At 59.5% G+C, this 24,112-nt stretch carries 24 protein-coding genes and 3 tRNA genes; 8 read left to right on the top strand and 19 right to left on the bottom strand.

The genetic code is table 11. The annotated features are described in order from the left end of the window. Positions 1-35: 35 nt before the first annotated feature. From ACYVDM_RS24835 to ACYVDM_RS24785, 11 genes are all read right to left on the bottom strand, one after another. Complete coding sequence (locus ACYVDM_RS24835; protein ID WP_415792640.1) at positions 36-773, bottom strand: cyclase family protein; 738 nt, start codon at positions 771-773, stop codon at positions 36-38. Between the two features lie 94 nt (positions 774-867). Beyond that, positions 868-1,806: a ketopantoate reductase family protein gene (locus ACYVDM_RS24830; RefSeq protein ID WP_415792639.1), complete on the bottom strand. Its 939-nt coding sequence runs from the start codon at positions 1,804-1,806 to the stop codon at positions 868-870. An 18-nt stretch (positions 1,807-1,824) separates the two neighbouring features. Further along, positions 1,825-2,802, bottom strand: a complete 978-nt coding sequence (locus ACYVDM_RS24825) for a Bug family tripartite tricarboxylate transporter substrate binding protein (RefSeq protein WP_415792638.1) — start codon at positions 2,800-2,802, stop codon at positions 1,825-1,827. A 76-nt stretch (positions 2,803-2,878) separates the two neighbouring features. Then, complete coding sequence (locus tag ACYVDM_RS24820) at positions 2,879-3,787, bottom strand: NAD(P)-dependent oxidoreductase (protein WP_415792637.1); 909 nt, start codon at positions 3,785-3,787, stop codon at positions 2,879-2,881. Further along, positions 3,784-4,209, bottom strand: coding sequence for a carboxymuconolactone decarboxylase family protein (locus tag ACYVDM_RS24815; RefSeq protein WP_415792636.1), 426 nt, complete (start codon positions 4,207-4,209; stop codon positions 3,784-3,786). The genes ACYVDM_RS24820 and ACYVDM_RS24815 overlap by 4 nt, the downstream gene beginning before the upstream one ends. Positions 4,210-4,359: 150 nt before the next feature. Continuing rightward, positions 4,360-5,637 (bottom strand): TRAP transporter large permease, encoded by a 1,278-nt coding sequence (locus ACYVDM_RS24810; RefSeq protein ID WP_415792635.1) that lies wholly within the window; start codon positions 5,635-5,637, stop codon positions 4,360-4,362. Next, positions 5,630-6,106, bottom strand: coding sequence for a TRAP transporter small permease (locus ACYVDM_RS24805; protein ID WP_415792634.1), 477 nt, complete (start codon positions 6,104-6,106; stop codon positions 5,630-5,632). The genes ACYVDM_RS24810 and ACYVDM_RS24805 overlap by 8 nt, the downstream gene beginning before the upstream one ends. 140 nt (positions 6,107-6,246) lie before the next feature. Next, positions 6,247-7,251, bottom strand: coding sequence for a TRAP transporter substrate-binding protein (locus ACYVDM_RS24800; RefSeq protein ID WP_415792633.1), 1,005 nt, complete (start codon positions 7,249-7,251; stop codon positions 6,247-6,249). A 314-nt stretch (positions 7,252-7,565) separates the two neighbouring features. Continuing rightward, entirely contained in the window at positions 7,566-8,477 is a 912-nt protein-coding gene (locus ACYVDM_RS24795) for a LysR substrate-binding domain-containing protein (RefSeq protein ID WP_415792632.1), read from the bottom strand. 153 nt (positions 8,478-8,630) lie between these two features. Continuing rightward, positions 8,631-8,707: transfer RNA gene (locus ACYVDM_RS24790), tRNA-Arg, on the bottom strand. 106 nt (positions 8,708-8,813) lie between these two features. Then, the gene (locus ACYVDM_RS24785; protein ID WP_415792631.1) at positions 8,814-10,088 is read right to left on the bottom strand and encodes an MFS transporter; all 1,275 of its coding nucleotides are present in this window, start codon (positions 10,086-10,088) and stop codon (positions 8,814-8,816) included. 188 nt (positions 10,089-10,276) lie between these two features. On the opposite strand from ACYVDM_RS24785, the gene ACYVDM_RS24780 reads away from it, so the two are divergent. Continuing rightward, complete coding sequence (locus ACYVDM_RS24780; protein WP_415792630.1) at positions 10,277-11,095, top strand: AraC family transcriptional regulator; 819 nt, start codon at positions 10,277-10,279, stop codon at positions 11,093-11,095. Positions 11,096-11,167: 72 nt separating this feature from the next. Here ACYVDM_RS24780 and ACYVDM_RS24775 read toward each other — a convergent pair whose 3' ends face one another. Both ACYVDM_RS24775 and ACYVDM_RS24770 read right to left on the bottom strand, forming a co-directional pair. Continuing rightward, positions 11,168-12,028, bottom strand: coding sequence for a polysaccharide pyruvyl transferase family protein (locus ACYVDM_RS24775; RefSeq protein ID WP_415792629.1), 861 nt, complete (start codon positions 12,026-12,028; stop codon positions 11,168-11,170). Between the two features lie 189 nt (positions 12,029-12,217). Beyond that, positions 12,218-12,294, bottom strand: a tRNA-Arg gene (locus ACYVDM_RS24770). A 167-nt stretch (positions 12,295-12,461) separates the two neighbouring features. On the opposite strand from ACYVDM_RS24770, the gene ACYVDM_RS24765 reads away from it, so the two are divergent. The 4 genes from ACYVDM_RS24765 (at position 12,462) to ACYVDM_RS24750 (ending at position 15,975) form a co-directional block, all read left to right on the top strand. Beyond that, entirely contained in the window at positions 12,462-13,673 is a 1,212-nt protein-coding gene (locus tag ACYVDM_RS24765) for a glycosyltransferase family 9 protein (RefSeq protein WP_415792628.1), read from the top strand. Positions 13,674-13,691: 18 nt separating this feature from the next. Then, entirely contained in the window at positions 13,692-14,018 is a 327-nt protein-coding gene (locus tag ACYVDM_RS24760; RefSeq protein WP_415792627.1) for an ArsR/SmtB family transcription factor, read from the top strand. Between the two features lie 119 nt (positions 14,019-14,137). After that, entirely contained in the window at positions 14,138-14,638 is a 501-nt protein-coding gene (locus ACYVDM_RS24755; RefSeq protein WP_415792626.1) for an arsenate reductase ArsC, read from the top strand. A 131-nt stretch (positions 14,639-14,769) separates the two neighbouring features. Continuing rightward, positions 14,770-15,975, top strand: coding sequence for an MFS transporter (locus ACYVDM_RS24750; protein ID WP_415792625.1), 1,206 nt, complete (start codon positions 14,770-14,772; stop codon positions 15,973-15,975). A 125-nt stretch (positions 15,976-16,100) separates the two neighbouring features. On the opposite strand, the gene ACYVDM_RS24745 is transcribed toward ACYVDM_RS24750, so the two are convergent. The 6 genes from ACYVDM_RS24745 to cysS form a co-directional block, all read right to left on the bottom strand. Beyond that, positions 16,101-16,193: transfer RNA gene (locus tag ACYVDM_RS24745), tRNA-Ser, on the bottom strand. A gap of 69 nt (positions 16,194-16,262) precedes the next feature. Further along, positions 16,263-17,528: an aspartate kinase gene (locus ACYVDM_RS24740; protein WP_415792624.1), complete on the bottom strand. Its 1,266-nt coding sequence runs from the start codon at positions 17,526-17,528 to the stop codon at positions 16,263-16,265. A gap of 139 nt (positions 17,529-17,667) precedes the next feature. Further along, on the bottom strand, positions 17,668-18,675 hold the full coding sequence (tilS, locus tag ACYVDM_RS24735) for a tRNA lysidine(34) synthetase TilS (RefSeq protein ID WP_415792623.1): 1,008 nt from the start codon (positions 18,673-18,675) through the stop codon (positions 17,668-17,670). 7 nt (positions 18,676-18,682) lie between these two features. Continuing rightward, entirely contained in the window at positions 18,683-19,648 is a 966-nt protein-coding gene (locus ACYVDM_RS24730; protein WP_415792622.1) for an acetyl-CoA carboxylase carboxyltransferase subunit alpha, read from the bottom strand. 36 nt (positions 19,649-19,684) lie between these two features. Next, entirely contained in the window at positions 19,685-20,329 is a 645-nt protein-coding gene (locus tag ACYVDM_RS24725; RefSeq protein ID WP_415792621.1) for a DNA-3-methyladenine glycosylase family protein, read from the bottom strand. 15 nt (positions 20,330-20,344) lie between these two features. After that, positions 20,345-21,805: a cysteine--tRNA ligase gene (cysS, locus tag ACYVDM_RS24720; protein WP_415792687.1), complete on the bottom strand. Its 1,461-nt coding sequence runs from the start codon at positions 21,803-21,805 to the stop codon at positions 20,345-20,347. A gap of 216 nt (positions 21,806-22,021) precedes the next feature. Between cysS and ACYVDM_RS24715 the strand changes: the two genes are divergently transcribed. Genes ACYVDM_RS24715 through ACYVDM_RS24705 form a run of 3 tightly spaced genes read left to right on the top strand, consistent with a single transcriptional unit; the run spans position 22,022 to position 24,079 of the window. After that, a complete protein-coding gene (locus ACYVDM_RS24715; RefSeq protein ID WP_415792686.1) occupies positions 22,022-22,672 on the top strand; it encodes a tetratricopeptide repeat protein in 651 nt (216 codons plus the stop codon). Further along, positions 22,669-23,316, top strand: coding sequence for a peptidylprolyl isomerase (locus ACYVDM_RS24710; protein WP_415792620.1), 648 nt, complete (start codon positions 22,669-22,671; stop codon positions 23,314-23,316). The genes ACYVDM_RS24715 and ACYVDM_RS24710 overlap by 4 nt, the downstream gene beginning before the upstream one ends. After that, complete coding sequence (locus tag ACYVDM_RS24705) at positions 23,309-24,079, top strand: UDP-2,3-diacylglucosamine diphosphatase (RefSeq protein ID WP_415792619.1); 771 nt, start codon at positions 23,309-23,311, stop codon at positions 24,077-24,079. The genes ACYVDM_RS24710 and ACYVDM_RS24705 overlap by 8 nt, the downstream gene beginning before the upstream one ends. Positions 24,080-24,112: the final 33 nt, after the last annotated feature.

The following is a 24,112-nucleotide window of genomic DNA, read 5'->3' as shown; positions in this document are numbered from 1 at the left end:
CGTTATTTGTCGTTATTCGACTTGTCGTATGCAATTCATGCCTGGACAGGCCGCGCCATCACGCGGGCGGGTGCACCGTCGGACTCTTCGATATTGAGCGCCACAAAGGCGAACTCGAGTCGCTGCCCCGCCAGGCCGGTCAGGCCGCATACGTTCTCAGAAACGAGCACGCCGTGACTCAGCAAGACATGATGGGCCGGCCAATCATAGTGATCCGGCCTTCGGGAAACCGGCAGGTCCGGCGTAGGCACATCGAACGCGGCAAGTTTCACGCCGTGATCGACCAGCCAGCGCGCCGCATCGGGCGCCAGGTACGGATGGTCGTGATATTGCGGCGTGCCCGCGTACTGGCTCCATCCTGTATCGATGGCCACGATATCGCCCGATCGCACCTCGACATCAAAGGGCTGCAAGTCCTCTACCGTGATGGCCTCGCCCGCACCACGATCAATACGCAGCACAACACCCGGGCCGCATAGTCGGTCCAGCGCGATCTCGTGAAAGGCCGGGCCATCGACAAAGAAATGTCGCGGCGCATCCACATGCGTGCCGACGTGCACCACCATCTGCATCTCGGTAACGTTCAAGGGGTCATCAGGCAAGCTTTTAATACGCCGAAACACCGGTTGAGGAAACACGCTCGCGCGTGGCACAGCATGCCCTAGCGGGTACGTCAGGTCACGCCACGGACCCGTCGGCACTGCCGGTTGCGATGACGGCAGTGCACACCAGCCTTTCCACCCGGTACCGATCTGATGAGGGTTATCACACATGACGATCTCCTAGTCCTTGTACGCCAATGAAAGTGAAAAGATGCGTCCCGAATGAGAGCAGCCGGGCACACGCCCTCTCGGACGCCTCGTCTCGCTAACCGTCACTGGACACCTGCAGGGATTCCTTGGCGCGAATCAGCGCCACGACCACATCGTTGACGGGCGTGGGTACGCCTAGCTCTCGACCCAGGCGAACAATGGCGCCGTTGATAGCATCGACCTCGCAACGCCGACCAGCCTGCAAATCCAGCAGCATCGACGGCCGGGCATCCGGAATTTTTCCGCCCAGGGCGCGCACATGCGCAATGGGATCGGGCAAGCCCAGATCGACACCCAGAGCCTGGGCCACCGCAACGGCTTCGCGCGAACATCCCGAGGCGACCTCCCAGGCATAAGGATGATTGATGATCTGTCCGATGGTCAATTCCGTCAGGCCCGCCGTTCCCGAATAGGCCACGTTCATGATGACCTTTTTCCAGACCATACTGGCGACGTCGTCGTGCAGCGCCACGTCGAAACCAGAGGAACGCCAGACTTCCGCAGAGGCTTCCAGGCTGCGCCGCGGCAAACCCGCATAAGCACCGAACCACGTCACGGCCAGGCCATTGTGATGCGCATGTCCCGACTCCCGGATCGACGCGCCATAACCGCCCACCACGCCGACAGCCAGATGCGACGGATCCACATGGCGCGCCACGATGTCGGGCGAGCCCACGCCGTTCTGAATCGTTTGCACCACGGTATCCGCGCCCATCAACGGCCCCACCGAACGGGCAGCCGCTTCGACATCGAATGCCTTGGTCGCGATGATGACCACGTCGCACGGACCGATGCCCTCGACGGTCGTCGCCGCACTGGCCAGGCGCACGACCCGGTCACCGCTATACCCTGACACATGCAGCCCATGGGCATTGATCGCGTCGACATGCCCCTGCCAAGGGGTCACGGCATGGACCTCATGACCCGCTGCTGCCATCAGGCCGGCGTACACCGACCCCATTGCACCGCAGCCCACAATACATACTTTTGCCATCGTTGCCTCCTTCGGAACTCAATCGAGTTTGATGTCTGCTTTTTTGATGATGGCGCCCCAACGCTCAAACTCCGACTGCGTATAACCTCGCAACTCGTCGGGCGACATCGTGCCCACCGACATTCCGGCGCTTTGCACCCCCTTGCGGACAGCATCGGTATCCAGGACGCGATTAAAGGCGGTATTCAGGCGGTTCACGATGTCCGGCGCCAGGTTGGCGGGACCATAGATAGCGAACCACGACTCCAGATCGTAGCCCGGCAAGCCCAGCTCCGCCGTCGCCGGTACGTCGGGCAACGCATCCAGTCGGTTTTTGCCCGATACCGCGATGGGGCGCACCAGTCCCGACTTGACCTGTCCCATCGCCCCTGCCGGACTCGTGATATAGACGTCAACCGTACCGGCCGCCAACGCCTGCATCGCATCCCCCGCTCCCTTGAACGGAATATGCGTCATGGAGATATCGGCCATCTGTTCCAACATAACGGCGCCCACGTGCGGAACCGAACCGTGCCCGGATGAGGCATAGTTCACCTTGCCGGGATTCGCCTTGGCATACTTGATCAAGCCCGCCAAATCCTTGTACGGCGCCTTGTTGCTGATCACCAGCAGTTGGGGAGAGTTCGCGACAAAGGCGATTGAGGTAAACCGTTTGACGGGATCCAGGTCCAGGTTCTTGAACAAATGCGGATTGCTGACCAGATAGCCGTTGTAGCCAAACAGCAGCGTGTAGCCATCGGCGGACGCATTGGCCACAAATCCATTACCCAGATTACCCGACCCGCCGGGTTTGTTCACCACGACGATGGACCGCCCCAACTCCGCGCCCAACGGCTCGGCCAACAAGCGCGCCAGATAATCCGTCGAGCCTCCTGGTGGCGAGCCGACAATCAGATTGATGGATTGTTTGGGCCAATCCTCGGCAGATACCGGCGTGATGATCCCGCACAACGCCAGCGTCGTCAGGCCCGCACGCAAAAATTTGGTTAGCAGCATTATTGTCGTCCTCCTCCAGTTGAAACTGCGGGACGGGCGTATCGCCCGTCGTCGTCACGTCATGCAGCCCTGCGACTCACGCGCCTTGGGCCTGACCAACTTGTACGCCAACCCATTGCTCCAGCGTTTTCACAATCGTGGTGGAGTTCTCCTTGGGGCCTACTTGCAACACCGTTTGCATCCACAGACGATCAACGGCCGTACCCACCCACAGCGGCACTTGGAGTTCCTCGGCCATGTCCATGCACAAGCGGACATCCTTGCGCATCAGGGCATTGGCAAAACCATTGTCGAACGTACGCGGCAGCACATGTTTGGGAAAGCGGTCTTCGGTCGCCGAGTTTTTGCCCGAGCCCGAATTCAGCGTATTCAGAATGACCTCGGCCTGCAAGCCTGCTTTCACGCCCAATACCGTCGCCTCGGCTGCCAGCGCCAGATGGGCAGCCGCCATCAGATTGTTGATCAGCTTCATGCTCTGACCCTGACCAACCTCAGGCCCAATGATGCTGATTTTTCCCAGTGGTTTGAAGATATGGTCCAGTTCGGCCACCACGTCAGGCGCGCCCGAGACCATGAGCACCAATGTGCCTGCACGCGCGCCCGCCACGCCACCACTGACCGGGGCATCAATGGAACGCACGCCCCCGTCAGCCAGTGCCGCCGCCATGCTCTTGGCCGTAGTCGGTCCGGTCGTCGACATGTCGATGTACGTGCGCAGCCGCTTGCCCTGCACCAAGCCATCTGCACCCGTCACCACCTGGCGCACGACATCCGGCGTGGGCAGGCACACGCACACGATTTCGCAACGCGACGCGACTTCGGCGGGCGTCGCCGCCTGCACAACATCCAGACCTTCAAAGCGTGAATACGCTTGTGGCTGTGCATCATGGACCACCAGCGGCAAGCCCGAATTGGCGAGCCGATAAGCCAATTCTCCGCCCATGCTTCCCAGGCCGATAAATCCGACGGGTTGAGGGGTCGTCATACTTTCGCCTCCTGTGGCGCTTGTTCGAGGGTTTGCTGGATGACTCGACTGGCAACGCGAAAACCCTCGACACCGGCCGGCACGCCCGCATAAACGGCCGCCTGCAGCAAGGCCTCCTGGATTTCCTCGGTCGAGCAATCATTTTTCAACGCTGCACGCACGTGGATTTCGAGTTCCGTCGATCGGTTTAACGCGCTTAGCATGGCGATATTCAGCAAGCTGCGAATCTTGCGTGGCAGGCCCGGACGACTCCAGATCTCGCCCCAGCAGTACTCGGTGGCCAATTGCTGCATCGGCTGGTTAAACGCGTCAGCGCCCCACAACGCCGTATCGATTTTCTCCTTACCGAGTAACTCTTCTCGTATCTTCAGACCTTTCTCGAAATTTTCGTTCCTGCGGTAGGATGATGTTTCGTGCTTCATATGATTGACTCACATAGAAAAGAGGATTGAAGTCCACTCGGGACCGCCGTCTCATTCGCTTGGGGGTTCGGCATGGTGGGTATCGCCGGTGCGCAATTCGCATATCGCAAAGGTTCTCCGTACCCGTGTGCCGTAGCCTGCGTGTTCGTATTAGCGGGCAAACCACTGCGGCAGCCACAGCGCAGTAGTGGGCCAAGCCAGCACAATCAGCGCCAGCAGGATCAACATGCCGACGTAGGGAACGCTGCCACGAATGGCCTCCTGCAGCGTGCCTTGGCCAGAACGCGTAACGACATACAGGTTCATCCCGATGGGTGGGGTGATCAGGCCGATCTCCATAGCGATGACGAACAGCACGGCGAAGTGCACTGGATTCACGCCCAACGCAATCATGGCGGGCAACAGCATCGGTACCATGATCAACAGCATGGATGTGGCTTCCATGAACATACCCAGCACCAACAGGATGCCCATGATCACCAGATTGAATTGCCAGGGATTGAGGCCCATGTCCTGCACCATGGCCGCCACCCTGTGGCCCAGATCCACAATGCTCAGGTAATGGCCCAGCAGCATCGCCGCAGCCAGAATGATCATGATCGCGCTCGTATCGATCATGGACTTTCCCATAATGCGCAGGATCTCGAGAAAGCGCATCCTGTTGTAGAAAATCTGGCTCACGAGAATGGCGTACACCACCGACACAATGGCCGCCTCGGTGGGTGTGTAGATACCGCCATAAATGCCCCCTAGTATCATCACCGGCAACAACAGGCTGGGCAACGCTTCCTTTAGCGCGGCCATCCTCTCTGGCAATGATGCTCTGGGCCGGCGGGGATAGTTCTTGAGTCGCGCGATGGTCATCGCGCACACCAATAAACTGAGCACCGCGAGCAAGCCGGGAATCAACGTGGCAGAGAACAACGCCACCACCGACTGATCGGTGATAAAGCCGTAGAGAATCAGGGGAATGCTGGGCGGAATCAAAATCCCCAGCGTGCCGCCGGCGGCCGTCACGCCCATGGCATAGGATCGATCGTAGCCCGCGGCCACCATCGCAGGAATGGCGATTGAGCCAATCGCCAGCGCGGTGGCCACACTCGAGCCGGAGATGGCCGAGAATATGGCGCACGCCAAAATAGTGGCTACCCCCAAGCCGCCCCACACATGCCCCACCCAAACGCGCGCGAACTTGACCAGCGCATCTGAAATCCCGCCCGCGGTCATCAGGTTCGCCGTCATCACAAAAAAAGGCACCGCCATCAACGTGAACGGTGTCAGGCTGTTATAGATAATCTCGGCCGACGCCACCAGCGGCAGTTCGGCGATATAAAAACCGAGTAATGCGCTCAGGCCCAGCGACAAATAAATGGGGGCACCGATAGCCAGCAACACCATCAACAAAACAACAGGCAAGTAGTCAATCACGACGAAGCCCCTTTGTCATGCGGCGCACGCGAGCAAACAAGGCAACACCCGCAATCGCGAAACCAACCGGCACCGCCGCCCGCGCCACCCACTGTGGGAACTGCAAAGCCGTCGGCGAGACCTCGTTGAAAACATGGCGCTGCCAGGCTACCTCGACACCGAAATACACGATCAGGGCGACAAACAACAACGTCAGCACAAATGACAGCCACGACGATACGTTCTGCCAAAACGGCGGCAATCGTTCCACCAGGACCGTTGCGCGCAGATGCTCATTCAAAAACTCACCGATGCCAAAGGCAATCAGCGTGCCCCAGACAATCAAGTACGTGACGACTTCGTCCGAAAAACTGACGGCCGACGAAAACAAGTAACGGGACACCACCGCCAACGCGCCCATCAGCGTAGCGACAAGCGCAATCGCGCCAAGCACCAGCAGACCTCTATCGCGCAACGTATCCGACACCATGTCATACCTCAAAAAATAAAAAATGCCCCCACGCCGCGCCTTCGGCTTGCTGCCCCCCAAGGGGGCGTTTTTACCTTGGGGCGGCCCGGCGGTAAAAATATCGATGAAGCGGTGTGCGCAGCACACCGCCTGGCTGTGCGTTACGGCGCGCCTGCGCTAGCGCGCGCACTCGCCTCAGCCTGCTCGAGATTTTCTGCTTTGATGTAGGCCGCCCCCGCCTTGTCGGCCGCCTTGGAGAATGCCTTTACCTCAGCGGGCTGCAGCACCTTGACCTTTACGCCCTTCTCGCGAAAGCGCTCAAGGGCTGCCTTATGGATGCGCTCCAACTCGGCGTCTTGCCAACGCACGGATTCCTCCATGGTATCGAGCATGACTTGCTGCAAATCAGCGGGCAATTTTTTCCAGGAACGCAGGTTCATGATCGCAACGTAGGGGGTGTACTTGTAATTGGCATAGGTCAGATTCCCGACCAATTCCCACCCCTTTACCGAGTCCAGGCCGGACAGGGTCGTCTCCAGGCCGTCAATCACGCCCTGCAACAAGGCGGTTGGCACTTCGGGCCACGCCATCTGCACCGGCTGCGCGCCAAAGGCCTTAAACGTCTGCTCAACCAGAGGGTTTCCCACCACACGGATTTTTTTGCCATTGAAATCCGCAGGCGCCTGAATCAGGGTGGACTTTTTATTAGTGCCCCATACCCAGGCGCCCATGTTGTAGTAGCCCAGGATCTTGACGCCCAGTTTTTCCTCAAAGCGCTGGGACAGTTCCTTGCCAAACTCGCCCGCCAACACCCGACGATACTGGTCATAGCTGATCCCCCACATAGAGGGCAATTCAAAGACCGACGCCTCGGGTATCACCGTCGTCAACAGGCCACTAGGGGGCGCACCGATATCCACTGTTCCCGATCCCACCGCGGGAATCACGTTGACATCGTTGTACAACTGGGCGCTGGGGTATACGCGAATCGAAATTCGCCCGTTGGATTTTTCCTTGACCAGGTCGGCCCATTTCTGAAAGGCTTGTACCTTGACATTGGTGGTGGCCGAATCCGCCGAAAACCGGAATTTAAACTCTTGAGCGACAGCCTGCTGGCTCACCAATGCCAGGCCGACGGACAACAATAGGGCATTCAATACCTTCATGACTCCTCCTTATTTATCGTTTTCGTTTTTTCCAGACGACACACGGCGGGCGCGGCAATGCGCCACCTGATATATGCGTTGGGGAAATCGGACTCCCGGCCGTGGATGTCCGTTAGTGATTTGATCTTCGTCGGCGAACACCGCAACCGTCGCTGCGGGCGCTGCAGAAATCTGAATCTGGCATGACGAAAATCGTTGTCTCTGCAGGCAGTATATCGACGTCTAATCCCGCGACAAGTGCGATTTGATCAATAGCCATTAACGAAACTCGAAGGGCTATTGCACCGAGGTGTGGCCTCGGGTTGCCGGCCAGGTCAGCCGTCGCCCTGCAACACACTGGCGACTTGCGAATTGATCAAAAACGACAGTAATTCCTCGGCGGGTCGTTCGAGCTCGCCAGGGCGCGTGCACAGCAGGATTTTGCGCTCGGCCCACGCATCAGCCAGCGCGATCATCCTGATGCGCAGGCTCGGAATATAGCTACGCGCGGCCGCGCTCGACAGCACGCCTATTCCCATACCGGCTTCGACCATCCGGCACAGCGCTTCGAAGCTCTGTGTCTGCGCGCGCAGCTTCAGGTTCTTACCATGGACGGTAGCGGCCGACAGCATGCGCTCTGTCTGCAAGGCGTTGGTATCGAGCCCGATGAAGTCGTAATCCAGCAACTCCTCGAACGCGACGCTCTCGACATCCAGGGGATGGTCCTCGGGAACGATGACACACAACCGATCAACCTTGTATTCGCGCACCGCCAGATCATCGATGAGCGCGCCCTCCATCACAATACCGATATCGCCTGCCCCCTCGTGGATGAAAGACGGAATACTGGCGCTGCGTCGTTCACGCACATCGATCCGGATATTCGGACGCGAGGCGCTGAAGCGTGCCAGCTCTTGCGGCAGGCCTTGCGCCATAGCCGTTGTATTAACATACAGCCGCACACTACCTCGTATGCCGCCGACATACTCGGCCAGCTCTCGCTGCATCCGGTCGACCTCTTGCAAAACCTTGTCGACCCCTCTCGCCACGATGGCGCCCGCGGGCGTGGGCTCGATACCGCCACCCGGAGGGCGGCCAAAGAACTCAATGCCAAACTGATGTTCCAACAACGAAATACGACGACTGGCAGCCGACAACGTGATATGCATGCGCTCGGCCGATTTGGACAAGCTGCGCGTATCGACAGCGTGGCGCAGCAAAACGAGCGAAGTCAGATCGGGTAGCATGAACGCGTTGTCTCCTTGGTCTGTTCGAAAGGCCTGACGCTATTTCAAAAGCCGGCTCTTTAGCCTCTAGGGGCTGAGACACAATACTCACGACAACGCCATCGTGCAACAGACGAAAAAAAGGGCCTCGCAATGGAGACCCTTTTTTAAATTTGGTGCGCCCGGCAGGATTCGAACCCACGACCCCTTGGTTCGTAGCCAAGTACTCTATCCAACTGAGCTACGGGCGCTGATAAAGAGGCGAAATTATAACTGATATTTTTGAGTTGTCCAGTGGAGTCGCTGGGGCGGCGTCTCTGCCAGAAAGACGATGCGCGTCGTCGGTACCGTCGTTTTCTACCTCGGGGATGCACCTTGGGGGGGAACAGTCACACGAGGGCGTCTTTTGCCTTCGATATCCGGCAGCCAAAATGCGACCAGTCCCAGTAGAGGCAAATAGGCGCAGACCTGGTAGACGTAGGTAATACTCGTGACGTCCGCCAGCTTGCCCAAGGCGGCGGCACCCAGCCCGCCCATGCCGAAGGCCAACCCGAAGAACAGGCCTGCAATCATGCCCACCCGATTGGGGACCAATTCCTGCGCGTAGACCACGATAGCCGAAAACGCCGAGGCCAGAATGACGCCGATGATCACCACCAGTACGCCAGTCCAAAACAAATTGGCGTGCGGCAAGAGCAAGGTAAACGGCGCAACGCCCAAAATCGAGACCCAAATGACAAGCTTGCGGCCGACGCGGTCACCCACTGGGCCACCCGCCACCGTCCCCACGGCGACCGCCGCCAGGAACAGGAACAAATACAGTTGCGCGCTGCGTACCGACAAATCAAAGCGGTCGATCAGGTAGAACGTGAAATAGCTGTTCAGGCTAGCCAGATAAAAATACTTGGAGAAGATCAGTATCCCCAGAATCCCCAACGCGCCGAGGACTTGTCCGCGCCTGAGCGTCGTGACGGACCCGGCTGTTCGGGCCTTGGGTTTGAGCAACGCGCGATTTGCACCGTACCAGCGCCCGATACCGACCAGCACGACAATGCCAAACAAGGCCGCCAGAGAAAACCAGGCCACGCTGGTTTGCCCGTGCGGAATGATGATCAACGCGGCGAGCAAGGGGCCAAGCGCCGAGCCCACATTGCCCCCTACCTGAAACAGCGACTGCGCCAAGCCATGTCGACCGCCCGACGCCATGCGGGCAACGCGTGAGGACTCGGGATGGAATATCGACGAACCTGTGCCGACCATGGCGGCGGCCACCAACAAATAGGGCAAAGACGGGGCATACGCCAGCAACACCAAGCCCACCAACGTAAAGGCCATGCCGACGGGCAGCGAATACGTTGTGGGTCGTTTATCGGTATACAAACCGATCCACGGTTGAAGCAGTGAGGCGGCAAGCTGATAAGTCAGCGTGATGAGCCCGATCTCTCCAAAGCTCAAGTTAAACGAATCCTTCAGCATGGGATAGATGGCTAACAAGATCGACTGGATCATGTCATTCATCATGTGGGCCACACTGATGGCGCCCAGGACCTTATACGAGGTCGATGACGTCGGTTTAACGGACGCGGACACGACGGAAACGGGGTCGGAACTGACAGCTTGCGGGGAAGTCATGACGTAGCAGCAAATACCAAAGAAAGACAACCATCAACCAGACAGGCGATGAAACACCTGCCCTTCCTGCACCTAATACTAGATCTCTCACGCGAACGCGCAACTGAATGAATGGTGCCCACAAACAGTGTATAAAGTCCGAAACACACGAAAGTGCCAATATTTATCGCAAAAGTGACATCGTCAACATGCCTCGTCGCCCGCCTCCGTCGCTGGACCCCACGCGCAGCCTTGATGCCAATGACTATCAGCATGTGCCGCGCAGAGTCACGGCGATGGCCAAGGACTTTGTCCCGAGCGACACGACAGGCCCGCACAGCCATCCGCGAGGCCAATTGATCTATGCCGTTGAAGGCGCGATGCGCGTCAGTTCGCCCGACGGCTTCTGGATCCTGCCACCGCTGCGCGCACTGTGGGTGCCGCCGGGTACCACGCACGGCATTCAGATGGTAGGCACCGTACTGATGCGCACCCTGTATGTGCATGCCGATGCGGCCCACGCGCTGTGGAACCGTTGCCAGGTGATCGAGGTATCAGGGTTGCTGCGCGAGCTGATTCTGGCCCTGGCTGCCGAACCCGTTGAATACGCCCTCGAGGGCCGCGGCGGCCAAATCGCGACCCTGCTGCTGACCGAGCTGCAGGCCGCGCCCGTCATTCCGATTCAGATTCCCTGGCCACATGATCGACGCCTGCAAACTGTTTGCCGCGCCATTCTGGCGCAACCCAACCTGAATCGCACCGTACACGATTGGGGAGATGAAGTGGGTGCCAGTGGCCGCACCGTAATCCGGCTATTCCAGGCGGAACTGGGGTTGAACTATCGGCAATGGGTGCAGCAGGTGCGTCTGGCCGATGCCCTGCATCGCCTATCGCTGGGCCAACCGATTGCGCGCGTCGCCGCCGAACTCGGCTACCGCAGCCCCAGCGCCTTCAGCGCCATGTTCCGACGAGCACTGGGCGTACCGCCACAGACGTATCTGCGGACCGGCTATCCGGCGTTGGCTTAGCCCAAAAAAAATGTGCGCCAGATAGTCGTGCGCCAATGTGGCTCGAGCCATTCGAAGCCCCCGTCACCTACCCTAAGCGATATCCAGCATGTCATGCGGAAAAGCATTCATCAGCGCACGGGAATCGAAGACCGGCTCAGCCAGATCGGGGGATTCTAGCGCTTGCGGAATTGACGTCGAAAATACTGCAGATGGTCTGCCTGTACCTAGAAAATAATCCAGATACTTGAATGCCGGTTCAAACAGACTGGCAATCGGGCGAACCGGCATACCAAGCGCCTCGGCCAGGACAAGGCCGTGCAGCGAACTGGCCAACACGAGATCCGCGACTGCGATCTCTGCCGCGACATCGCAGGGCGCCTGTCCTGGGCTCACGATACGAATATCGGCAGTCAGGGCGAGATGATCCGTCGATATGAGCCGCTCATCATTCAAGTTCGGGATATAGACGACTCCCCCGGTGGGGCCTGCGCTGCGGCGTTTTTCAATGGCCTGTTCGATCTCGGCAGCATACAGACGAGGAAATAATAGGCCGGGGTCGCCATAGATTTCTGGGCATGCGATTCCGCGTGCCTTGAGCGCTTCTCGCGTAAGGGGGCCACGCACTGCGGTGACAACGATGCCCATGTTGTCCGTCACATGCGTTGGCCACAACTTGCCATTGATACCAGCCCCCCAGACCACATCATCCTTGCGCGCATTGTGAATAATCGAACCGACCGACAACAATTTAGAACGGCCTCTCGGTGGCGCATCAATAACCTGTAGATGGTGTTTCCCAAGCCGCTGAAGTAAGGCGCGCACGACCATCGGCCCGAGATCATCACCAAAATTAGAGGCATTGGGCCGATTGGGCACCCAGCGATAAACAGGCACGGTATGACCATCAGCCAGGGGCAAATGAGCGGCTTGTGGCGAACGTATCGAAGTCATGGGAAGAGATTATTAGCGCAATTGAGGGCGTCCGCGTGTTTACGCCACTCCTCGTAACAGTCGCTGACTCCCAGACGCAAAAACCCGCCGATGTCTGGCGGGTTTTTTACTAACTTACTGCGTGGGTAGAGACATAGGGGAAAGCCCCCCAAAAAAAAAGGATCTCGCAATGGAGACCCTTTTTAAATTTGGTGCGCCCGGCAGGATTCGAACCCACGACCCCTTGGTTCGTAGCCAAGTACTCTATCCAACTGAGCTACGGGCGCTGCAAAGAAAGAAACTATAGCACTCTTTTTGCATACCAGGCAAATCCCGATTGTCAGGGTACTGCAAAACCTGCGCTGTTCGAACCCGAATCGGCACTCTTATTGTCATAGTTCTCGGGCACTCTCGCGTGCTGTATGCCAAATTGACAATGGCGCAGGAAATTGCGATGAAGAGGGTTGCCAAGAAGGCAGAAAAAATCGCCAAGAGAACTGTTTTTGGCCTGCTAGGTACCTTTGCCAGGGTTAGACAAGAGATACCCGTTACAGCGCTACAAGGCGTTTCCAGGATCATTGTCATCCGTCCTAACTACCGCATCGGCAACGCGATCCTTAGCACCGCCATCATCGCACCGCTGCGCGAGCGGTTTCCGGGGGCGACAATAGACTTCCTCGTCACCGACAAGACCGCGGTGCTGTTCAAGAATCTGCCTGTCGATCACATCGCCGCGATGTCCAGGTCCGCGATCCTGCGGCCTTGGCGTGCCGTCTCGATGATGCGCAATTTGCGGGCGCAACGCTACGATTTGGCGGTGCAGTTGGCAAACAGTTCGTTGAGTGGCCTGGTTGCCTCGAGGCTGGTCGGTGCCCGCTACGTTATGGGCAAGCCAAAACGCGGCGCTGCCTGGTATGACGTTCCGGTCACCGCCCCCATCGTCCATGCCTACGATACAGGCACCGCATTCTCGCGAGCGCTGGGAATGATCGGCCCCGTCAGGACCCAACTGGTCGCGTCCAATGAGGAAACGACGGCCGCGCTCGGCCAATTGCAGGCCCTCGGCCTGGTGGCAAACGGCGACGGCCAGGTAGAGCCGTTCGTTGCTGTTTTTGTGGGGGGTCATGCAGACAAAGTCTGCCCCCTCTCTTTCTGGCTGGCGTTGATACGAGGCCTGGATCAGATGGGAAAGCGGTTCGTGGTTTTTGTTGGCCCCGAAGAAAAGACGATGGTCCCTCACATGCGGCATGCCCTGGGGGTACTGCCGCACGGCATGCTTTGCCCGCCTCAGCCTCTGCGAATATTTGCGGCCATGCTGGCTCAGGCGCGCCTCCTGGTGACGCCAGATTCTGGGCCGATGCATATGGCTGCCGCCTTGAACGTACCGGTGGTGGTGATGGCCCAGACACAGAAATCATTGAAATTCGTACCGCCCGGTGCCGGATCGCATGTCGTGTTGGGTCTGAACGTGTCTCAGGCGCTGACTGCCGTAAATCGCCCTGAATGGATCGCGCTGAAAACGGCAGGCGACGCAGGAAGCCGAGGCAGACAGGTAACACCGACTGTGTCGGCCTCAGGCACGCAGCGCAAGACTGCGTGCCAAAGGAGGCAGCGCCCGTTTGCGACCGTCCGTATTACGTTTTCAGCGTTGCCATTGATTCAATAACAGTTGTATTATTGATCTATGAACGAAGAACAAACCATCACGGCCCTGAGCGCGCTCGCTCACACGCAACGCCTGCGCATATTCCGCGCCCTCGTCGTGAAGGGCCCAGAAGGACTTATCCCCAGTGTCCTGGCGGACCAGCTAGGTGTAGCTCGCAATGCGCTGTCATTTCACCTGAAGGAGCTATTGCATGCGAATCTGGTCAACGCCGAACAGCAAGGCCGCAATCAGATCTATCGCGCCGATTTCTCGCGCATGAATGGGCTGCTGGGCTATCTGACTGAGCACTGCTGCCAAGATGAAACATGCGAAGCCAGCGATTCCAAGACCCGCCCCTCCTGCTGACGAAGGACCAACCGTGAAACGCTTCGCCTGCTGCCTCACCTTCAATCCCATCAACCCACCGCCACGCGATACCCATTGCGAGGCGAAATCACCTATCCGCTGCTTCTAGGGGACTACCCATGTCGAAATCGACTTACAACGTATTGTTCATCTGCACCGGAAATTCCGCCCGCTCTATCCTGGCCGAAGGCATCATGAACGGCCTGGCCGGTGAGCGATTTCACGCCTACTCTGCGGGCAGCCACCCAAAGGGAGAGGTTCACCCGATGGCCCTGAACACGCTGAAAACGTTGTCGCTACCCGCAGACGGCTATCACAGCAAGAGCTGGGATGAATTCACCACCCCCGGCGCGCCGGAGTTCGATTTCATTTTTACCGTCTGCGATAACGCCGCCGGCGAGGTCTGCCCTGTCTGGCCAGGACACCCGATGTCCGCGCATTGGGGTCTGCCCGACCCCGCTGCCCATGAGGGGACTGAAGAAGAACGTCTGAAGGCCTTTCACGACACGGCGCGTATGTTGAAGCGTCGCATCGAACTGTTCCAATCGCTGCCGTTCGATCGGCTGGACGCCATGTCGCTGCACAGCGAACTGCACGGCATCGGTCGTACGCAGGAATAGCGTAACAATGCCCTGGGTGATTCTGATCACCTCGGTGAGTGCGACGGACACGAGCAGGACACGGCCTTGACAGTGATACAAGTCAGTGGCGATGCTTTGCCCTTCAACCTAATCAACCCGTGGTCAATTTGATGCGTCTGGCTGGCCGTCGAAACGTTGTTCTCGCCCTTGGGGTCACACAGACGCTGGCCTGGGCGTCGAGTTACTATTTGCCGGCCATGCTCGCCGTTCCCATGGCACGTGAGTTGGGCATCAATGCGCCGGTTGTATTTGCCGCATTTTCGGTCGCGCTGCTCATTTCGGCACTGGTAGGCCCCTACGCGGGGCTTGCCATCGACCGCTGGGGCGGCCGCCCCGTATTGATGGCAACGAATGTTCTGTTCGCAGGCGGACTGGCGTGCCTGGCAGGCGCTCAGGGGCCAATCAGCCTGTTTTTGGCCTGGGCGCTGCTGGGTATCGGCATGGGCAGCGGACTATACGAGGCCGCCTTTGCCACCCTGGTACGCCTCTATCGACAGGACTCGCGCAGCGCAATCTCCGGCATTACCCTGCTCGCAGGATTTGCCAGCACCGTGGGCTGGCCATTGTCCACCTACCTTGAATTGCATTGGGGTTGGCGGGGCACCTGCCTGACATGGGCGGCGCTGCATCTTGGGGTCGCGCTGCCTCTGAACGCGCTATTACCCAATCCGTCGCATCCCGCCGATCGGGCGCCGGCACCAGACGAAACGACTCCCAAAACGACGGCCGATGCGGTATCGACAGCAGGTGCCACCACGCTATGGCCGTCCATCTTGTTGGCCATTGTGTTTGCTATCACCTGGTTCACCAGCACGGCCATGGCAGCCCATTTGCCGGGTGTCCTGATGGCCAGCGGTGCGACGTTGGCGGCCGCGGTCGCCGCCGGTGCACTGGTGGGCCCTGCACAGGTGGGGGCCCGTGCGCTCGAATTCACGTTGCTTCGGCGCATGCACCCCCTCCTGGCTGCCAGGCTTGCTTCGCTGGGCCACCCATTGGGCGTGGCAACATTGCTCGTATTGGGCGCCCCTGCCGCTTCGGCGTTCGTCATTTTGCACGGCGGCGGAAACGGCATTCTGACCATTGCAAAAGGCACATTACCCCTCGCGCTGTTCGGCCCACAGGGCTATGGCCTGCGGCAAGGGATATTGATGGTGCCCGCGCGTATTGCTCAGGCGGCGGCCCCCTGGCTCTTCGGTTTGTGTCTCGAAAAATGGGGGGTAAATGCGCTTCTGATAACAGCCGCTCTGGGACTGATCAGTTTCGCAGCGCTGGGGTTTCTGCGCCTGGCGCGGGCAGTACCATCAAGCAGCGCTTGAGAAGACTGGTACCCGAATCGACACACCCTGACAGGTATCAAAGGCGCGTTATCAAGAAACAACAAAAAACCCGCAGAACCAGTGTTCATGCGGGTTTTTGAGTAATGTCTGAATATTGATTCTTCTGGCGGAGACGGAGGGATTCGAACCCTCGATGCAGTTTTAAGCCACATGCTCCCTTAGCAGGGGAGTACCTTCAACCACTCGGCCACGTCTCCGCAGAACTTGCAATTCTAGCATGATTTTTATGACATGCACCGATGGCGCATGCCAAAACTCACGCGCAATCAGGCCTTTTCGGTGGGCGACTGGTCCAGTTCAAAAGCCTTGTGCAAAGAGCGCACGGCCAGTTCCATGTACTTGTCGTCGATGACCACCGATGTCTTGATTTCGCTGGTGCTGATCATCTGAATGTTGATGCCCTCTTTGGAGAGCGTCTGGAACATCAGGCTGGCCACGCCCACGTGCGAACGCATGCCGATACCGACAATGGACACCTTGGCGACCTTGTCGTCGGTGACCAGTTCGCGAGCCTTGACGGTCGGGATGACGTCACGCTTGAGCAACTCGATGGTGCGCTGGAACTCGTTGCGATTGACCGTGAACGAAAAGTCGGTGGTGCCCGCCACGGACTGGTTTTGCACGATCATATCGACATCGATATTGGCCGCGGCGACCGGGCCCAGGATGGAGTACGCCACACCCGGGGTATCAGGCACGGCCAGCAGGGTGATCTTGGCTTCGTCGCGGCTGAAGGCGATGCCGGAGACTACGGCGGCTTCCATTTTTTCGTCTTCCTCAAAAGTAATCAGCGTGCCCGAAGTGATTTCTTCTTCGAGCGGAATGAGCGGGTCGGTCAGCGAGGACAACACGCGCGTGGGGACACGGTATTTGCCGGCGAACTCCACCGCGCGAATTTGCAGCACCTTGGAGCCCAGCGAGGCCATTTCGAGCATTTCTTCGAAGGATACTACCGACATGCGGCGCGCTTCGGGTACGACGCGCGGGTCAGTGGTATAGACGCCATCGACATCGGTGAAAATCAGGCACTCGTGGGCCTCGAGGGCTGCAGCGACGGCCACGGCGGAGGTGTCCGAGCCGCCTCGGCCCAGGGTGGTGATGTGTCCGTCGGGATCGATGCCCTGAAAGCCGGTCACGATGACGACGCGGCCGGCATCAAGGTCGGCACGAATGCGATCGCCGTCAATGGCGGTGATGCGGGCCTTGGTGAAGGACGAATCGGTGCGCACAGGAACTTGCCAACCGGTGTAGCTGCGAGCAGATACGCCCTGGGTCTGCAAGGCAATGGCGAGCAGCCCACTGCTGGCTTGTTCACCGGTAGCGGCGATCATGTCGAGCTCCCGGGGATCCGGCTGAGGCGTGATTTCGCGGGCCAAGCTCAAGAGGCGATTGGTTTCGCCGGCCATGGCGGACGGCACGACGACCACTTGGTGGCCGGCGGCATGCCATTTGGCGACGCGGCGCGCAACATTGCGGATGCGCTCAACGGAGCCCATCGAGGTACCGCCATATTTGTGAACGATCAGGGACATCTCGTACTCTGGCTGGAAAGCCGGCCCCGTCAGGGCGGGCAAAGCCTAGTATTTTAGCGCGTGGTTAGGATTTGCGCAGAGAGCGGCGTTTTGTGGGGGACAGTGTGGCGCTATTTTGGCGTACAGGCCGTGTCTTACGCTATTTTTTTCGGCGCTCTAGTCGTACTCGGCCACGATGGCAGCGGATTTGATGTTGGGCGTGGGCGACAGTCATTTGGCGATCGTGGCCTAGGCTGTGGAGTTGGCGGAGTTGCCGTAGCAGGTCTGCCAGTCGAGCTTCGGTGGGCATGCCGGCGCCGTGGCGGCGTAGCCAGTGGCGCAGGACCAGGGACTGGCGAGGGGGCGGGAGTTCGCGCCACTTGGCCAGGGAAAAGCTCAATCCGTCTGGGGAGGGGTCTAGCGTCGCCAGATCATCGTCGGCGACGTCATCGAGGATGCTGGTGGACTCGGCGGCGCGTCTTGCGTGGCTGGCCAGGCGGGATTGCCAGCCGGGCCAGCGGGCGTCGAGGACGGGGGACAGGAGCTCGCGGACGGCGGCTCGCGTGTAGCGAGGGTCGGCGTTGGTGGGGTCCTGGACAGGTTGCCAGGCGTGGCGCTCGGCGAATGCCTGGGCGGCTTGCAGGATGCGGGCACGGGGTTGGCTTAGCCAGGGTCGATGGTAAGTCAGGCCATCGCGTTGCATGCTGGGGGACATGGCGGCCATGCCGTCGGGGCCGGTGCCGCGTAGCAGGCGTAGCAGGACCGTTTCGGCTTGATCGTTTTGATGATGAGCGAGCAGGATATGCGGGACGCCGTGTTGCCGGGCCAAGGCGGCCAACGCGGCGTAGCGGGCCTCGCGAGCGGCGGCTTCGATGCCCAGGCCACTAGCGGTATCGACTTGGGCGTGTGTGATAGCGACAGGTACGTTCAGAATCTGTCCCAGGGATTGAACATGGTTGGCCCAACCGTCGGCTGCGGGCTGCAAGCCATGGTGAACGTGGAACAGGACGAGCGGGATGCCCTGCTCTCGCGCGACGCTGGCGGCGTGGGCGGCCAGCATGGCGGAGTCAACGCCGCCGCTGGTGGCAACGGCCAGGTGTGTCACGGGATTTGCCGCGCCCTGCAACAGGCTGCGCAGGGCATCGGTCAAATCGGGACACGGGAACACGGCGATCTCAGCTACGGACTTCTTGGAATTTTCCGTAGGACAGTAGGCGCTGTACGCGTTGTTCGACCAGTTGCTCGGCAGTCATGCCGCGGAATTGACGCAGAGCGTCACCCAGCGCGCGGCGCAGCAGGCGTGCCATGACGCGCGGGTCGCGATGAGCGCCACCGACGGGCTCGTTGACGATGCGGTCGACCAAGCCTAGGTCTTTCAGACTAGGGGCCGTAATGGCCAAGGCCGCGGCGGCTTCGGATGCCTTGTCGGGACTACGCCACAGAATCGATGCGCAGCCCTCGGGAGAAATCACCGAGTAAGTGGAGTATTGCAGCATCAGTACGGCGTTGCCTACCGCAATGGCCAGGGCGCCGCCCGAGCCGCCCTCGCCGATGATCGTGGTGATCACAGGCACCTTGAGCTCGGCCATAGCGTAGATGTTGTGCCCAATGGCTTCGGATTGCCCGCGCTCTTCGGCACCGACGCCGGGGTAGGCGCCCGGGGTATCGACGAAGGTAAAGACGGGCAATTTGAATTTTTCGGCAACGCGCATGAGGCGAAGGGCTTTGCGATAGCCCTCCGGGCGAGGCATGCCGAAGTTGCGCGCGGCGCGTTCCTTGGTGTCGCGGCCCTTTTGGTGGCCGATGACCATGCAGGATTCGCCGTTGAACCGCGCGAGCCCGCCGACGATGGACTGGTCGTCCGCATACATGCGGTCGCCGTGCAGTTCGTGGTAGTCGGTGAAGATCTCACGCACGTAATCGAGGGTGTAGGGACGCTGCGGGTGGCGTGCCACCAGCGCGGTTTGCCACGGCGTCAGTTTGCCGTAGATTTCCTTGGCCAGCGTCTGGCTTTTTTGCTGCAGCCGGCTGATCTCGTCGGAAATGTCGACGGCGGAATCAGCCTGGACATAGCGCAGTTGCTCGATTTTGTTTTCGAGCTCAGCCATTGGTTGTTCAAATTCAAGGAAGGTATTGCGCATGGAATAGGGTTCCGTTGTTGGGTGCCAAGTGCTGCATCAGTGCTGAACCGCTTGGGATTCCAGACTGCGCCACAGGTACCAGGTCGCCACGGTACGCCAAGGCTGCCACGCCGACGAGACCTCTCGGGCCTCGAAGCGCGAGACAGGCTCACCGCTAAAGTAGTGTAACGAGATCGCTTTAAGCAACCCCAAATCGTCCAGAGGCAGAACGTCGGGGCGCTGCAAGTGAAAGATCAAAAACATTTCGGCCGTCCAGCGACCGATGCCACGGATGGCGACCAACTCAGAGACCACGCTTTCGTCTTCCATGGCAGCCCAGCTTTCGGGGTGCACGCGACGTTCGCCAAAATGCGCGGCCAAATCTTGTACGTATTCGCACTTGCGTTGCGGCAAACCAGCCTCGCGCATGCCCGACACACCGACCTTGAGTACGCTCGCGGGGGTAGGACGCTTGCCCACGGTATCCAGAAACCGTTGCCACAGCGTATCAGCGGCCTTGACGGAGATTTGCTGGCCCAGGATCGCACGCGCCAGCGTCACAAAGGGCGTGCCGCGCGACGTCAACCAGATCTCGCCATGCTGGGGAATGATTTTTTTCAGAATGCGATCGCGGCGCATGAGATGGGCGACGGCTTCTTCCCAGTAATCGGGTTTGGCAATGGCGATATCAGCAGTAGACATGACAGTGGGGGCTCCTCAGGCGCGACGCCATTGCGTGATACCACCGGATTTGTCATCGAGCTCGATGCCGGCCTCGCGTAGCTGCGTGCGGATGCGGTCAGCCTCGGCGTAATCACGCGCCACTTTGGCGGCGGCCCGGGCTGCGATCAGTGCGTCGATTTGCTCGGCGCTCAGCGCGTCGGCAGCCGCGTCTGCCTGACTCATACTGGCCATCGAATAACGGGTGGCGCACTGAAAGTAGCTGGCCGGGTCTTGTTGCAACAGCCCCAGCACGGCGCCCAGCGCTTTGAGCTGACCGGCACTGTGCGTGCTGCGCGTGCGGTTGGCATCTGAGGCCAGATCGAACAAGGCGGCAAGCGCCCCCGAAGTGTTGAAATCGTCGTCCATCGCGGCCTTGAAGGCCTGTGCCTGCGGGGACTCCCAGTCGACAGGACTGTCGTCGGGCGCCACATTCAGCAAAGCCTGGTACAGGCGATCCAGCGCATTTTGCGCATCGATCAGATTGTCCGGTGCGTAGTTTTGCGGGCTGCGATAGTGATTGCGCACGATAAAAAAGCGCAACATCTCGGCTTCACGCGGGTTGATGGCGTAATCCGCCTGATCGGCCGCGGGCTCGCCTTGCGCAATGGTCTGCCGGATGGTGCGGAAATTGCCCAGGGACTTGGACATCTTGTCCGAGTCGACCATCAGCGGGCCGCAGTGCATCCAGATGTTGGCAAGGGTGCCGCCAAATGCGCCTTCGGTTTGAGCGATTTCGTTTTCGTGATGCGGAAATTTCAGATCGGGACCGCCCCCGTGGATGTCCAGGGGCAAACCCAGCAGGGCTTTGCTCATCGCGGAACATTCGATGTGCCAGCCGGGACGACCCAGGCCATAAGGCGACGGCCATTTCGTGTCCTCGGGTTCATCGGCCTTTGCGGATTTCCAGAGGACGAAATCGAGCGGGTCGCGCTTGGCCGAACCGACAGCTACGCGCTCGCCGGCGCGCAGATCATCCAATGCCTTGCCCGACAATTTTCCATAACCCTCAAAACCTCGCACGGCGTAGTTCACATCGCCATCGTCGGCTCGATAGGCCAGGCCGTTTTGCTCGAGCTTGCCGATGATGTCCAGCATCTCGCCCACGTACTGTGTGGCGCGCGGTTCGCGATCGGGCGATTGCACCCCCAGGGCGCGCTCATCCGCATGCATGGCGGCGATGTAGTATTCGGTGACCTCGCCAATGCGACGTTGGGTCTGCACCGCGCGGCGGATGATTTTGTCGTCGATGTCGGTAATATTGCGTACATAATCGACCGTCAGACCACTGCTGCGCAGCCAGCGCTGCACGACGTCGAAAGCGACCAGCATGCGCGCGTGGCCCAGGTGACAATAGTCGTACACGGTCATGCCACAGACATACATGCGCACCTGGCCCGGCTGAGCCGGCTGGAAAGGTTCTTTCGTACGCGATAACGTGTTGTAGATGTGCAGCATGACGCTTGAATGGGCCTCGATAATTTGCGGTGTCAGTCCCGCGGGTCGGTCCACACCGGTGCCAGAAACATCGGCGGATCAGCCACGAACGCAACCGGGGCTAAAATGGCGGTCGTCAAGTATAGCAAGCGGCCTCGTTACGCGCGCAACGCGGTCCATTTTTAAACGGATGCCTTCGTGACCTTTAATCGCCTTTCTCGTACGACATTGTTGGTCATGGTACTGGTTGCCTTGCCAAGCGGCGCTGCCCTGGGTCAGGCGATGGGCGGTAGTGGTGATCTGCCCTACAACGACACCCAGACACGCACAAAACTGGATCCCCCCCGCCCCGAGGGCGGCTGGAAAGGCCTGGCCAATCTGCTCGAAGCGCTCAAGCCCGGTGTGGATACCCGCCTGGATCCCACGCCCTCGCAGATTACCAGTCATATTGAACGACTCCTCAATGATGGCCACGCTGAGCAAGCCTTGTCGATGATCGAGAAACGCCAGGCCGAGATCGAGGGGCAGCGCGGCACTGACGTGCAACTCATGTTCCAGCACGCGCGGGCGCTGGCGGCACTGGGCCGCACGACCGAGGCCGTGGATATTTACACCGAAATGACGACACAATTTCCAGAATTGCCCGAACCCTGGAACAATCTGGCTGCGTTGTACGCGCAGCAGGGCGACCTGGATCAAGCGCACGACGCACTCGAAATGGCGTTGCGCGCCAATCCCGACTATCCGGCTGCGCGGGCCAACATGGGCGATATTCAGCTCATGATGGCATTACGTACGTACCGCGACGCCGCGAAAGAAGGCGTGCCTGGCATGGACACCAAGGCACGTGAAATCGAAAACATGCTAAAGGAAAAACAACACCCATGATTTCGCGCTACTCTCCCCTTCATTTGCTGCGCTTGGCAGCCTGCAGCGTTGCCCTGGCCACGATCGTGCCGGTCACTGCCGGCGCTCAGCCCGCAACCCCATCCACCCCCTCTACGACAGAAGGTACTAAAACCATGAGCACCAATCCTCGCGTCAAGCTACAAACCAACCAGGGCGACATCGTCATCACGCTGAATGCGGAAAAAGCGCCCAAGACAGTGGAAAATTTCCTCGGCTACGTCAAGAGCGGTTTCTATAACGGCACCGTTTTCCATCGCGTCATCGATGGTTTCATGATCCAGGGCGGCGGCTTCGAAGCCGGCCTCAAGCAAAAACCCACCCAGGCTCCCATCGAAAACGAAGCCAACAACGGCCTGAAGAACGACAAATACACCGTGGCCATGGCCCGCACGAGCGATCCGCACTCGGCGACTGCCCAGTTCTTTATCAATGTGGGCAATAACGACTTCTTGAACTTCACCGCTCCCACGCCCAACGGCTGGGGCTACGCCGTGTTCGGCGAAGTCACCGACGGCATCGACGTGGTCGAAAAAATCAAGGGAGTGAAAACCGGCAACAGCGGTTTTCACCAAAACGTCCCCACTGAAGACGTGATCATCGAGAAGGCCGAAATCATTGAATAAGGTCAAGTTGCAGGGCCCGGTCTGGCTAGCTTCGGATATCCATCTGGGGCCGGCCACGCCGGCCACGGCAGAGGCGTTTCTGGGCTTTCTGGATGCGGCAGCCGACGAGGCCGCCGCCCTGCTCTTGCCGGGCGATATCTTTGATGCCTGGATCGGCGACGACGTCGTCCAGGTGGCGCCGCCCTGGCTGGCCACGGCCTTGCAGGGACTCAAGCGTACCGCTGCGCGCATTCCACTGTGGCTAGGACGAGGCAACCGCGATTTCCTGATCGGCACGGATCTGGCTCACGCACTCGGCGCACACCTACTGTCTGAACCTGCACTGCTGGAGACGGACTACGGCCGCATTCTGCTGACCCACGGCGACGAGTACTGTACGGACGATACGGCTTATCAGCAGTTTCGGACGATGGTTCGCGACCCTCGGTGGCAGGCAGAATTCCTGGCCAAGAGCATCCCGGAGCGCATGACCATGGCACAACAAGCGCGCGGAGAAAGCCAATCGGCGAACCAGATGAAGTCCGCCGAAATCATGGACGTCAATGCACAAGCTGTCGAAGCGGCTTTTCGGACGGCAGAGGTCAATATTCTCGTGCACGGTCACACGCATCGCCCCGCCCGGCATGTCCTCGAAATCGATGGACGCCGCTGCGAACGTTGGGTATTGCCCGACTGGGAGTGCGATCACGCCAACCCGCCCCGTGGCGGCTGGCTGATCATCGACCGCGACGGACTGACTCCCTACGATCTGGATAACGCCTGATCGCCGTCCGTCGTGTCGGCACAATAAAAAAAG

This window comes from Bordetella tumulicola (assembly GCF_054779135.1).
This window is presented reverse-complemented; position numbering and strand designations above follow the sequence as displayed.